Genomic DNA, 12,381 nt, shown 5'->3' with positions numbered 1-12,381 from the left:
AGTTGAAGACAACGACCCAAAAACGAAAGGAAATAAGATGAAGATGAAGCTAGGATTTTTGCTTGTTCTTATTTTTACAGGGTTCACCACCTGGGCACAGGTAACCTTTGATGCTACTGTAAGTAAGAAAAAGCTAGGCATAAATGAACGTCTGCGTGTAGACTTTGAGATGAATAAGGATGGTGATAATTTTCAGCCACCCAGTTTTCAGGGATTTAATATAGTAGGAGGCCCCAATCAATCTGTAAGCAGACAATGGGTAAATGGAAAAAGCAGCTTTTCTAAGGTGTTTTCCTACTTTTTAGCCCCAAGAACCACCGGCGAGATGACCATTGGTCAGGCTGAGATTACAATAGATGGAGATACATACAAAACTGTGCCTATAACCGTTCAGGTTACAACGGCAGTAGATAAACCTAAAGACGGTAATAATGCAGAATATGTAGCCTCAGAGAATGTGCATCTTGTCGCAGAAGTTTCAAAATCAAATCCATATCTCAATGAAGCCATTACGGTGGTCTATAAATTGTATGTTTCTCGGGAAACCGCTGTAAGTGGGTGGAATGAAATTGACGCTCCTAAGTTTGCAGATTTCTGGAGTCAAAGTATAGATGAGAAACAGTTTAAAGTTTATGACGGTGAATACAATGGTGAACCTTACAGATATGTGATTTTGAGAAGAACCGTTCTGTATCCTCAAAAAACAGGTGAACTTACCATAGAACCTCTTGCTTTAAATATCAATGTAGATGTGCCTACAGAGCGCAGAGATATTTTTGGTCAACGTATTTCCAGACCTGCTCAGATCACTGTTGCCGCAAATAACCGTAAGATCACTGTAAAACCACTTCCAGAGAATGGAAAACCTGCAGATTTTAGCGGGGCGGTAGGAAGTTTTGATTTTAAAGTTAGCGCAGATAAGACAAAACTTGATGCTTCTGAAGCTTTAGATCTTGAGATCATGGCAAAAGGTAACGGAAATTTAAAACTCTTTAAATTACCAAAACCTAATCTACCTAATTCTTTAGAAGTTTACGAGCCACAGCATAATGAGAATGTACGCACTAATTTGAGCGGAATGGGCGGAAGCATTGCAGACAATTATACTGTTGTGCCACAAACAAAAGGAAAATACCCAATACCTTCAATTTCATTTTCTTATTTCAACCCAAAGACTGAAAGATACCAGACTATAACATCTGACGAAATTTTAATAGAAGTTGAGAACGGGCCGCTAACGGCTCAAAATTCTGAGAAGAGTAGCGGAGTTGCAAAAAGTAATGTGATTGCAAAAGATCAATTTAAATATATAAGTTCAGATACAGAATTGTATCCTAAAGATGAAGAGCAATTCTTTGCTTCTACAACTTTTTGGTCTTTAGTGGGAGCGCCCTTACTGCTCATACCGCTCGCGCTATTTGTGGCAGGAAAACGCAGAGCTTATAAGAATGATGTAAAAGGCAATCGCCTGCGCAAAGCAGATAGGCTTGCTCGTAAATACCTGGGTGAGGCTAAGAAGAATCTTGGTGATCAAAAGGTGTTCTATCTTTCTCTTGAGAAATCATTACACAACTACCTTAAGGCAAAACTTAACATCCAGACCAGCGATATGAGTAAAGAGCGCATAAGAGGTCTATTGATTAAGCAGGGTGCCAGCGAATCGTCTACACAAGAATTTATAAGCTTACTTGAGAATTGTGAGTTTGCGCGCTATACGCCGGCAACTTCTGTAGAGATGCAGCAGGATTATGAAAAAGCATCTAGAGTCATTTCAGAAATAGATAAGCAGCTATGAAAAGATTCAGTAATAAATTTAAATTAAAAGGGACACAGCAGGTTTTCGCTTTAAGCGCACTCTTATGCTTTATGTTAATTAGCAGTTTTGGTTTTGCTCAACAACCTACAGATCTTTTTGAGAAAGGAAATCAGCAATATGCAAATGGCGACTATCAGGAAGCTGTAAATAGTTATGAAGAGGTTGCTAAACAAGGTTACGAGTCTGCCGCTTTATATTTTAACCTGGCAAATGCGCAGTACAAATTGAACAGGATTGCGCCCAGTGTTTATTATTATGAGAAAGCCTTAAAGCTTGATCCCAAAAATAAAGACATACAAAACAATCTGACTTTTGCTAAAAATATGACTATTGATGCGATAACGCCTCTGCCTCAAAATACCTTTAAAAAATGGTATAATTCTATTTTGAGCTTGTTTACAATAGATGGCTGGGCTGTCGTTACCGTAATTCTGGTTTTTGTCTTCGTTTTTGCATTTATAGGTTATTATTTTACGGTACGTACCGGCATGAAGCGCTTGCTTTTTACCACTTCGTTTGTTGCATTGGGCTTGGCAGTTATAAGCCTTGCAATTAGTTTTCAGGCCAGATCTTTTGACAGAAATAACAGGCCGGCAATCGTTTGGTCTCCTGAGGCTGAGGTTAAAAGTGAACCTAACTTAAGAAGCGACCAGACATTTTTGCTGCACGAGGGAACCAAAGTTCATGTGCTTGAAGAAACCGATGACTGGAAGCGCATTCGCATAGCAGATGGTAAAGAAGGTTGGGTAACTAATACGGAAATAAAGGAATTATAGACCAATAACTAGCTTTTAATTTCCTGATTTTAGCCTGAAAATCACCGATTTTTAAAGGATTTCGGCGATTTTTTCAAGTACTCGGGCAACCATTTCTGCACCTGGATCTGGTACATCTTTTAGTGTATTTTCAGAAAGATAAGATGACCTTCCTGCGCTGGTATTTGTAACTTCTTTAGTAGAATCTGCTCCCTTTCTGGCTTTGTCACTTGCTTTTTTAATCGATTCTCCATGGGCTAAACTTTCAAAGGCGGGCTGAAGCGCATCTATCATTGTGCGCTCACCTTGTTTTGCACCGCCGTAATCCTGCATTTTTTGTAAACCTGCCAGAAAAGCTTCGCCTATATTTTGGTTTTCTTTTAAATGGCTTCCCGCACTGGTAAATAATAATGATAAAAGCACGCCGCTTGAGCCGCCTATCTCGCGAGATAATACTCTGCCTACTGTCGTGAAGAGTTGCGAAATATTATCATAAGGTAATTTGTCTTTAAGTTCTTTAAGTTTTCTTCCCGCTGTAGCGAAAGTTGAACCGGCATCACCATCTCCTACTTTTTCATCCAGGTCATTTAATTCTGCTTCAAGATCTATTAGATATTCTGCGATTTCCTGAACGATCTGTTTATACTTGTTGTTTTCTGAAGGTTCAAACTGAAGAGTTTCAGGAAGCTCTGGGCTTTTTAAATATTCGGGTTTAGCATATCTTCTTATATGCCAGTGAGCAATATTATTTTTAGCAGATAAAGCTTCTTCAATTTGCTCATCAAGCAAGACCATAGAAAGTGAAAAGCCATTCATGTTTAAAGAGGTCATCATTTGAGCTGGACCTATTATATAATCTACCTTAGAAGACAAATCAGTCTTAGAAAAGGAGTTAATAATAAGATTCATTTCAAGCGGTGTAACGCTGCCCAGATTATTAACCAGCAGGGCATATTTTCCATTTTCATCTGGTAAATATTCAGTGAGCTGTTTTTCAGCTTTTTCTATGAGGGCATCTGCTTGTTCCATCTCAATTCTCTCAACACCGGGTTCACCATGAATCCCTAACCCAAGTTCAGCTTCAGATTTTGAGAGCCTTGATTCCTCAGGGTTTTTAAACTTTTGGCCTTCAGTTAGTGAGAGTCCGATAGATATTGTATTATCTGCTACTTTTTGGGCAATTTTAGCCACTTTTTCAAGTGATTCACCCGATTTTGCCAAATAGCCGGCAACTTTATGTACAAAGAGCGTTCCTGCTAATCCGCGTTGTTGTGTGTCGAGTCCCAGAGCAATATCGTCGCCTACGGTAACAGTTTCAACTTTATGACCCATTTCTCTGGCTTGTTCTGCCGCAAGGCCAAAATTTAGACGATCACCAGTATAATTTTTTATAATAAGTAAACAACCTTTATCACCACTTACAGCCTCAATAGCCGCGAGAACCGCATCTACGGGTGGTGAAGCAAATATATCACCACAAACGGCTGCGGTAAGCATTCCTTCACCCACAAAACCGGCATGTGTAGGTTCATGCCCAGAACCACCGCCAGAGATGAGTGCAACTTTAGATTTGTCCCAGTCGTTACGCACAACGACTCGTATTTCAGGAAATGAATCGAGAACCGTAAGTTCAGGATTTGTTATCATTCCTAAAATGGATTCATTGACTACATCTTCAGGTTTATTTATAAAAAATTTCATGATCTCTCTTTTCTTTAAATTTATAAAAAATGGAGGGGCTTTCTTTTTAGGAAGCTATGATCAAGGCATACTTTATCAAAATTTTAGGTTTTTAAGGGTGCGAAGGTTACTAATATATAAAACGAAGAAACCCGCTCAATAAGCGGGTTCTTAATAATAAGATCGGCAATAAATTAGAATATGTATCGCAAACCAACTTGTGCCTGCCATCTTGATAGTAAACTTGTATTATATACTAAAGGATCGTTAAGGTCTGTACTAAATGTATAAGTGGGCACATTATTTTCATCTACTGTTACACCAATAGGCTGAGCAGAAGCTGGTTCTTGTACAAGCCCCCAGTCACTGTTGATCAGGTTACCAAAATTCAGGATATCAAGACTAAACTGAATCGTGTTTGTCTTATTTTCTGAAACATTGAAATTATAGTTCTGTAAGATCTTCATGTCCCATCTGCCTCTCCATGGTGCTAAAGCCCCGTAACGCTCAAAGTACTGCCCTCTGTGATCACTTAAATAATCATCCTGCTGTATGAAATTTTCAAAAGCAGTTGCCTGCCCGGGACCAGAAAACTGCATCTCGCTAATTTCAGTTGTAGTAGGAATGTAAATAAGATCATTTACACTTGACCCGTCACCGTTAATATCGCCGCCGTAGGTGTAATTATATCTTCCGCCCTGAGCGTATTCAAAAAATGTCGAGATCGTGGTAGACCAAGTTTCACCACCATAATTAAACTGCTTTGAAACCACACCTATAATTCTGTGGGTATCTCCATATTTTGAGTATTCTAAGCGGTCATTATTTACATTACCAATTGCGGGATTAAAATCGAAAGCATCACCGGTAATTTCAGCCTCAATAGAGTTGACATCTTTTGAGTTGAGGTAGTTGTAAGCAATGCTGGTATAGAATCCTGTGCCAAAGGTTTTTTGTGCTTTAAATGTGAAATTCCAAATTCTGCCTTTATCAGAATTAGAGAATACATATGCATTATTTAAATGATCATCTGCTGTATAAATAGGGCGATTGTCAACACCTTCCAGAGTTTCTGAAGGTGGTAAAAGCCCCCAGTTTTGTACATGAGCACCATTTATATCTTTTGTATATGACACATCTCCCGTAAGGATCAATCCGTTCTCAAATTTGTAATCTGCACCCACATTTGTTCTCCAGACCTGTGGCCATTTAAAACTTGGGTCAACAATTTGAAAATAACCATCATCAGCACCACTTACCTGATTTCCTAACCATACAAACGGAAAACGACCCGTGAAAATACCTGTACCGCCACGCAGTTGTATGGTGTTATCTCCTTTTAAATCATAGTTAAAACCAAGTCTGGGAGAGAATAAAATCTTGTTAGACGGCATTCTGGTAGAAATTAGATTCACCATGTCACCGTTGTTGGGATTGTAATATTCTACAGAGTTGTCACGTGTAGCTGTATTATCTGTGTCAATATATTTTTGAATTAACTCATCGGTATTAAAATAGAGCGGTTTATCAAAACGAATGCCCATTGTTAACTTAAGCTTCTCTGTGACGTTCCATTTATCCTGCATGTAGAAAGCCAGTTGACCTACATTTAATTCTGCAAGTTTCCAGCCACCGTCATTACCGTCGCCGGCAGCGTTAGAAGCATCGTAAACACTATTTGCGTAAGCGATATTAGAGGCTAAAATACCATTAGGATCTGCTGCATCTGCTAAGAATACATCAACAGAAGGATAAGGATTAAAGTTGCCGTAATAATTTCCGTTTGTCTCGTAGGTCCCAAAGTTGTCATAAGCCGTTAAATTGAAAGAATTCTTGAACGAGAATTTCTCAAATGAAGCACCTACAGTAAATGTGTGATCACCTACGTAGTAATTAAAATTATCTGTAATCTGAATTACTTTTTGATCAAGTTTGTTGTTGATTGAAAACGGCTCGTGGCCTGCGATTATATAGTTAGAACCATCTTTCTGAATATTAATAGGCGAAATGGGAGTAGAAAACGGGTTTCTAAAATCATCAAAATGGGTATAACCCACCTGAAGTTTATTAGATGCATTTTGAGAGAAGGTAGAGTTCCATTCTAACTGTACCGATTGTAATTTATTATTCATCTCATATCCCGAGTTCTGAAACTGCAGTGTTGAAGCGCTGGGGCCTCTGCGCGTAATTGCTGTAGGGTGAGCAGGTTTCTCTTTAGAAGCGTCAAGAAAATTATAAATTAAAGCAACCCTGTTATTGTTATCAATATTCCAGTCTAACTTAAAAATTCCTTTGGTTGATTTAGAATCGTATGTAAAACCTCTGTAACTGCCAGGATTGTAGCCTAAATCTAAAAGAGCGTTTTGTACCGCCATTAGATCAGATTCTAAGACACGAGATTCATTAACTCCGCCAGAACCAGTATTTGGCACAAATGAAGAGCCAAGATCTGTTCTGTCATCTTTTTCAAAATTGGCAAAAAAGAATAATTTGTTCTTTACGATAGGGCCGCCAATGCTCACTCCATATTGAGTTTGTTTTAGATCTGCTTTTGCCAGTTTCTCTCCTTTAATTTTACGACCGGTCAAATCTTCATTTCTAAAGAAACCGTAAGCCGTACCAGTAAATTCGTTTGTTCCGCTTTTAGTTACCGCGTTCACAGTAGCGCCTGTAAAGCCAGACTGAGTTACATCGTAAGGAGCTAATGACACCTGTATTTGATCAATGGCATCTAACGAGATAGGCTGAGCGTCTGTTTGTCCGCCCGGGGTTGCAGCATCCAGGCCAAAGGGGTTATTAAAGATCGCGCCATCAAGACTAAAGTTGTTGAACTGATCATTTCTACCACCAAATGAATTTCCACTGGCAGAGGGCTCTAAGCGTGTAAAATCTGCTGTAGAACGGGAGATAGTAGGTAAGGTTTTAAGGTCTCTGCTGCCAATACTGGTTTCAGATCCTGTTCTGTCATTATTAAAAACCGTGCTTTTCGTTCCCGAAATCACAACCTCATCCAGCTCATTAGCGGCTGTTGCCAAAACAGCGCGTACGTTGAAAGTTTGCCCTAATGTCAACGAAATATCATTTAACACATAATCTGTAAAGCCAATGTATGTTATAGTAACTTTATAAGGACCACCCACTCGCAAATTGAGAAGGTTGAACCTGCCGTCAAGATTAGTAATTGCACCATAGGTCGTACCCGTGGGAAGGTGAACTGCAGTAATATTTGCACCCGGCAAAGCTGTATTCTGGTCGTCATAAACAACCCCGCTCATTTCTGCAGTTGTCACCTGAGAATAGGCAGCACTACAGAAGAAAAGCGTTAAGAAAAAATAGAGTAAATAGTGTTTCATAGCAGATGATTTTAGTGAAAAATAGTGATTGTTGAACTCAGCGCAAAAATAGATTTTAATAATGATTTCTTAATTAAGGCTTAATTGTATTTGTGTAAATATCTGAATATTAATTATTTGAATGTGATAAATTCAAAAATGATAACCAATTTTTACAAATTCACTAATCCAATTAATTTCTAAGGCATGTACGCTTCTGTAATAAGCAGGTTAGAGTATTGCTCTCGTATTCTTATATCAATAATGACTGAAATATTAAAGAGTTTTATTATTAAATTAACATGTAGTTTATCTAGAAATGCTAGTTTTGTAATTCTTCAAAAAAAATTGAAATTGAGGGTTAAAAGTTACTTTTTCATACTTCTTTTTATTGCCTTTCTGGTAACGCCTCCTCTTGTGCAAATATTAAAAGCTGGTGATGACAATTCATCTATATCTTTTATTGAAGAAGAGAACAATACAGATGGCAAATTTGAATTAGAAAAAAAGTTAGAAGTCTTTTCAAAAGAAAACTTTGCAATAGAATTTCTAGAGATCATCATAAATAGAGTACAACCCTACTCTTCACAGGATCTTGCAATGTCAATTTATCTGGATCCGGTCTCTCCGCCTCCACGCATGTCTTAAATTTTTTTAATGAATTCTTTTTAATGCATACGGCTATTAGTCGCTGTGCTATTATGAATGTTATTTAAAATTTAAAGACATGATTACATCTATTATAAATAAAAATAAGCAGGAGCAATTGACTCCAGAAGCGGTGCTAAGCGACCTCATTGATGGCAACCAGCGCTTCGTTAGCAAAAATATGTATGAGCGCGATTATGCTGCTCAAATAGAAGGAACTAAAGAAGGGCAGTGGCCTAAAGCGGTAGTTTTAGGCTGTATAGACTCACGTGTGCCTGTAGAAACTATTTTTGATCAGGGAGTGGGCGATTTGTTTGTTGCTCGCGTAGCAGGGAATTTTGAAAATAAAGATATTTTAGGCAGCATGGAATACTCATGTAAAGTGGCCGGAAGTAAGCTTGTTATCGTTCTGGGACATGAGTCATGCGGCGCGGTAAAATCTGCCTGTGATGATGTAAAAATGGGAAATATCACCCATTTATTGAGCAACATTCAACCTGCTGTAGAAGCAACAGAAACAACGGGAGAGCGTACTTCTGCAAATGATTCTTTTGTAGCAGGCGTAGTAGAGAAAAATGTGCGTCTTACACTAGATCGCATACGCGAAAAAAGCCCTATTCTAAAAGAGATGGAAGAGAATGGCGAGATAAAAATAGTGGGAGGTATTTACGCAATTTCTACAGGAGAAGTTACTCTGTTATAAAATAAAGCGTGGTGCTAAGCTGGGGGAAATCACTTCGGCAATCTTTATAAAAAAGTTATAAATAAAATTAAAAATATACCTGATGAATAATATGTTTAAAAATATAAAGAGCGATTTCCCTGCAAGTGTGGTAGTGTTTTTTGTTGCCATCCCACTTTGTTTGGGGATTGCGCTGGCTAGTGGGGCTCCACTTTTTTCTGGTCTTATAGCCGGTATCGTGGGAGGTATAGTCGTAGGAGCAATTAGTGGTTCAAGTCTTGGGGTGAGTGGTCCGGCAGCCGGGCTTAGTGCCATAGTTCTTACTGCAATAACAACACTGGGCGGTTATGAAAACCTACTGGTAGCGGTAGTTTTAGGTGGGGTCATTCAGATTTTGTTTGGCGTTTTAAAAGCAGGTATAATAGGGTATTACTTTCCTTCATCTGTTATTAAGGGGATGCTTACAGGTATAGGTATCATCATAATCCTGAAACAGATACCACACTTCTTTGGTTATGATGCAGATCCCGAAGGTGACTGGGCTTTCTTTCAGGCGGATGGTGAAAATACTTTTTCTGAACTTGGTAATATATTTGGAAGTATAAGCTTAGGAGCGACATTGATCGCATTAATTAGTATGGCTATTCTAATATCATGGGAAACTGTACTTTCAAAAAAGCACAGATTCTTCAAATTAGTTCAGGGTCCTCTTGTGGCTGTAGCAACAGGTATTGTATTTTATGTGTTAACTAAAGGCACAGGGAGTCTGGGCATTGCAGCAGACCATCTTGTCGCCGTTCCTGTACCTGAAGGTATAGATTCTTTTCTCGCACAGTTCACCTTTCCCAACTTTGGTGTAATAGGAGAAACACAAATATGGGTTACCGGGTTTACGATAGCATTAGTAGCCAGTCTTGAGACCTTACTGTGTGTAGAGGCTACAGACAAATTAGATCCGCACAAGCGTGTTACTCCTACTAATAGGGAGCTTTTTGCTCAAGGTATAGGTAATATTTGTTCAGGTCTTATAGGTGGTTTGCCTGTGACACAGGTGATTGTGAGAAGTTCTGCAAATATTCAGTCTGGCGGGCAAACAAAAATGTCTGCAATTTTACATGGTTTTCTGCTTCTTATATCTGTTATACTTATTCCTAATATCCTGAATTTAATTCCATTATCAGTGCTTGCTGCTATTTTATTTCTGGTGGGTTATAAACTGGCAAAACCCACATTATTCTACAAGATGTATAAAATGGGATGGAAGCAATTTGTGCCTTTTGTAATCACAGTGGTAGGGATCGTATTTGCAGATCTTCTGGTAGGTATTAGTCTGGGCTTAGCAGTAGGAATCGTAGTTATTTTAATAAAAAGCTACCAGAATTCACATTTCCTGCATATTGTAAAAGGAGAAAATGGTGCAGATGTTATTAATATGACCCTTGCAGAAGAAGTTACTTTTATAAATAAAGGAGCGATCATTAAAGAACTTGACAGAATTGATGAAAACAGCTTTGTAGAGATCGACGTAAGAAAAACGAAATATCTCGATAATGACATTATTGAAATTTTAGATGAATTCAGCGTGAAAGCTAAAGAGCGAAATATAAACGTGAAAATCATCTCAGAACGTGGGGAGACAGACAACCCACAAAGTTATTCTCAGTTCTTTAAACAGGACAAGAAAGAGGCATTTAAGGTAACTGCTTAGAAAAATGATTTTATTTTAGGAATTTCCCGGTTGCATTCATGTGGCCGGGATTTTCTATTCTGTGTCTTCAGTATCTGTATTACGTGTTGACTCTTTTTCCTGCTTATATTCTTCAACTTCTTTTAGAATATTAGGAAGCATCATAGGTGCGATCATTTCAACATTCTGGTAAAGGATAGACTCGTTTTTTACGTCTTCATCTATAAATGAGACTCGGTCGTTAAGAGCGGCTATAAACATGATGATCACGCTAATTATAAACGCTGCTTTTAATATTCCAAAAATCCCCCCCAGAATTCTATTAACCAGCCCAAGCATGGCAAAATCGGCTATTTTAGTAAGAATTTTACCGGCCAAAGAAATTATGATCACAATGATTATAAAGGTTATTGCAAAAGACGCCAGATTAATGGTATTCTCGCTCCAGGATACGCGCTCTCTTAAAAAATCTACTGCATAATACGAGAAATGAATTGCCCCATATATACCTGCAATTAGTGCTATAAGAGAAGCAAGTTCCACAAAAAACCCGTTTTTTAGGCCCTTTATTAGCCCTAGAAGCAGAAAAATGCCAATTATTATATCCAGATAATTCATAGGTTAAATATAGTATTTTTTAAGAATGGTCTTGTTTATCTTTGCAAACTATGGCGAGAGATGAACAATTAAAGCAGCGTTGGGAAGAACTTCAAAAATTAGTATCAGATAGATTTGCAGATGGCGAATTGCTTGATCTTGACTCAATAATTTATCTTATTGGGGTACAGGAATATGGCAGGTTTGATGTGAAATTTAAAAAAGACGATAAGCTTAATCTTATGCATATCGCAATATGTCGCCTGCTGGAACCTTTTGGTTATTACGAGTTTGATTTTCAGGATGAGGAAGGCTGGCCACATTATAGAATACTTGAGCAATTACCGGCTTTAAAAGCGGGAGAACAAACTGTGTTGATGAAAGAAGCTATTGTTAATTATTTTCTCGAAAAAGAAATCATTAAATAACCGATTATTGCATAAATAAACCAGATTTTATGGCATTTTGGTTCGATTTTTTGCAAGACTATTCTTTTCCTCATGATACGGGGCCGGTTTACAAAGAGACGATTGCCGGCAGGTTGCCTGTAGAGCCTTTTAATACGTACAGCAATCTCATTTTTTTATTCATTCTTATTTACTTTGGCAATAAAGTTTACAGGAATCCGCAGCGGCATAAATTTCTGGCGATCGTAATTCCGGTAATATTTATAGGCTACATAGGCGGTACAATTTATCACGCTACACGTTCTAATGAGCTCTGGTTACTGCTGGATTGGGTACCTATTATGATTGCCAGTCTCGCTTCTGCCATTTATTTCATTTTTAAATGGCAAAGAACGTGGGTGCGCAGATTAGGATTTATGCTCATAATACTAATGGCGTTTTTTGGGTCGAGACAAGTGCATATGCCTCATGGTTTACAAATAAGTGTGGGTTATGCGATCACAGCTTTAACCATTTTGATTCCGCTGGGCGGTTATTTGTATCGTACCAAGTGGCATAATTTAAAATATGTGATTTATGCATTTGGTATTTTTGCTTTAGCGGTGCTGTTCAGAGTTTTAGACAAGCGTGTTCATTTTGATATTTTCTGGATGGGAACACACTGGTTGTGGCATTTGCTGGGCGGTATAGCGGTTTTCTTTTTAATGAAATATATTTTTGAAGACAACAAAGAGCAAGCCGTCATAATTTCCTAAATTTGCTCCCTTGTAATTAAGA

General features: G+C 38.2%; 10 protein-coding genes. 7 read left to right on the top strand and 3 right to left on the bottom strand.

Annotation, left to right across the window (positions count from 1 at the left end):
- Positions 1 to 37: 37 nt before the first annotated feature.
- Positions 38 to 1,795, top strand: coding sequence for a BatD family protein (locus ACH3PA_RS06600; protein ID WP_416445978.1), 1,758 nt, complete (start codon positions 38 to 40; stop codon positions 1,793 to 1,795).
- Positions 1,792 to 2,592 carry a tetratricopeptide repeat protein gene (locus tag ACH3PA_RS06595; RefSeq protein ID WP_416445980.1) on the top strand — a complete coding sequence of 267 codons (801 nt, stop codon included), beginning with the start codon at positions 1,792 to 1,794 and terminating at the stop codon, positions 2,590 to 2,592. Before ACH3PA_RS06600 ends, ACH3PA_RS06595 begins: the two co-directional genes overlap by 4 nt.
- A gap of 51 nt (positions 2,593 to 2,643) precedes the next feature.
- On the opposite strand, the gene ACH3PA_RS06590 is transcribed toward ACH3PA_RS06595, so the two are convergent.
- On the bottom strand, positions 2,644 to 4,272 hold the full coding sequence (locus ACH3PA_RS06590; RefSeq protein WP_416445982.1) for a dihydroxyacetone kinase subunit DhaK: 1,629 nt from the start codon (positions 4,270 to 4,272) through the stop codon (positions 2,644 to 2,646).
- 173 nt (positions 4,273 to 4,445) lie between these two features.
- Entirely contained in the window at positions 4,446 to 7,604 is a 3,159-nt protein-coding gene (locus ACH3PA_RS06585; RefSeq protein ID WP_416445984.1) for a TonB-dependent receptor, read from the bottom strand.
- A gap of 333 nt (positions 7,605 to 7,937) precedes the next feature.
- On the opposite strand from ACH3PA_RS06585, the gene ACH3PA_RS06580 reads away from it, so the two are divergent.
- From ACH3PA_RS06580 to ACH3PA_RS06570, 3 genes are all read left to right on the top strand, one after another.
- Positions 7,938 to 8,231, top strand: coding sequence for a hypothetical protein (locus ACH3PA_RS06580; RefSeq protein WP_416445986.1), 294 nt, complete (start codon positions 7,938 to 7,940; stop codon positions 8,229 to 8,231).
- Between the two features lie 79 nt (positions 8,232 to 8,310).
- Complete coding sequence (locus ACH3PA_RS06575; protein ID WP_416445988.1) at positions 8,311 to 8,934, top strand: carbonic anhydrase family protein; 624 nt, start codon at positions 8,311 to 8,313, stop codon at positions 8,932 to 8,934.
- Positions 8,935 to 9,025: 91 nt separating this feature from the next.
- Positions 9,026 to 10,621: a SulP family inorganic anion transporter gene (locus tag ACH3PA_RS06570; RefSeq protein WP_416446643.1), complete on the top strand. Its 1,596-nt coding sequence runs from the start codon at positions 9,026 to 9,028 to the stop codon at positions 10,619 to 10,621.
- A 54-nt stretch (positions 10,622 to 10,675) separates the two neighbouring features.
- Here ACH3PA_RS06570 and ACH3PA_RS06565 read toward each other — a convergent pair whose 3' ends face one another.
- Positions 10,676 to 11,218, bottom strand: coding sequence for a CvpA family protein (locus ACH3PA_RS06565; RefSeq protein ID WP_416445990.1), 543 nt, complete (start codon positions 11,216 to 11,218; stop codon positions 10,676 to 10,678).
- Positions 11,219 to 11,268: 50 nt separating this feature from the next.
- On the opposite strand from ACH3PA_RS06565, the gene ACH3PA_RS06560 reads away from it, so the two are divergent.
- Together ACH3PA_RS06560 and ACH3PA_RS06555 are read left to right on the top strand one after the other, a co-directional pair.
- The gene (locus tag ACH3PA_RS06560) at positions 11,269 to 11,625 is read left to right on the top strand and encodes a hypothetical protein (protein ID WP_416445992.1); all 357 of its coding nucleotides are present in this window, start codon (positions 11,269 to 11,271) and stop codon (positions 11,623 to 11,625) included.
- Between the two features lie 29 nt (positions 11,626 to 11,654).
- Complete coding sequence (locus tag ACH3PA_RS06555; RefSeq protein WP_416445994.1) at positions 11,655 to 12,359, top strand: hypothetical protein; 705 nt, start codon at positions 11,655 to 11,657, stop codon at positions 12,357 to 12,359.
- Positions 12,360 to 12,381: the final 22 nt, after the last annotated feature.

The sequence above is a fragment of the Leeuwenhoekiella sp. A2 genome (assembly GCF_047946655.1).
GTDB lineage: Bacteria > Bacteroidota > Bacteroidia > Flavobacteriales > Flavobacteriaceae > Leeuwenhoekiella.
The sequence above is the reverse complement of the archived record's forward strand: the minus strand, read 5'-3'. Positions and strand labels throughout refer to the sequence as shown.

What these genes read in the sequence shown, in the direction of transcription:
- ACH3PA_RS06600 (WP_416445978.1), top strand. Translation starts at nt 38, where the DNA reads ATGAAGATGAAGCTAGGATTTTTGCTTGTTCTTATTTTTACAGGGTTC.
- ACH3PA_RS06595 (WP_416445980.1), top strand. Translation starts at nt 1,792, where the DNA reads ATGAAAAGATTCAGTAATAAATTTAAATTAAAAGGGACACAGCAGGTT.
- ACH3PA_RS06590 (WP_416445982.1), bottom strand. Translation starts at nt 4,272, where the DNA reads ATGAAATTTTTTATAAATAAACCTGAAGATGTAGTCAATGAATCCATT.
- ACH3PA_RS06585 (WP_416445984.1), bottom strand. Translation starts at nt 7,604, where the DNA reads ATGAAACACTATTTACTCTATTTTTTCTTAACGCTTTTCTTCTGTAGT.
- ACH3PA_RS06575 (WP_416445988.1), top strand. Translation starts at nt 8,311, where the DNA reads ATGATTACATCTATTATAAATAAAAATAAGCAGGAGCAATTGACTCCA.
- ACH3PA_RS06570 (WP_416446643.1), top strand. Translation starts at nt 9,026, where the DNA reads ATGTTTAAAAATATAAAGAGCGATTTCCCTGCAAGTGTGGTAGTGTTT.
- ACH3PA_RS06565 (WP_416445990.1), bottom strand. Translation starts at nt 11,218, where the DNA reads ATGAATTATCTGGATATAATAATTGGCATTTTTCTGCTTCTAGGGCTA.
- ACH3PA_RS06560 (WP_416445992.1), top strand. Translation starts at nt 11,269, where the DNA reads ATGGCGAGAGATGAACAATTAAAGCAGCGTTGGGAAGAACTTCAAAAA.
- ACH3PA_RS06555 (WP_416445994.1), top strand. Translation starts at nt 11,655, where the DNA reads ATGGCATTTTGGTTCGATTTTTTGCAAGACTATTCTTTTCCTCATGAT.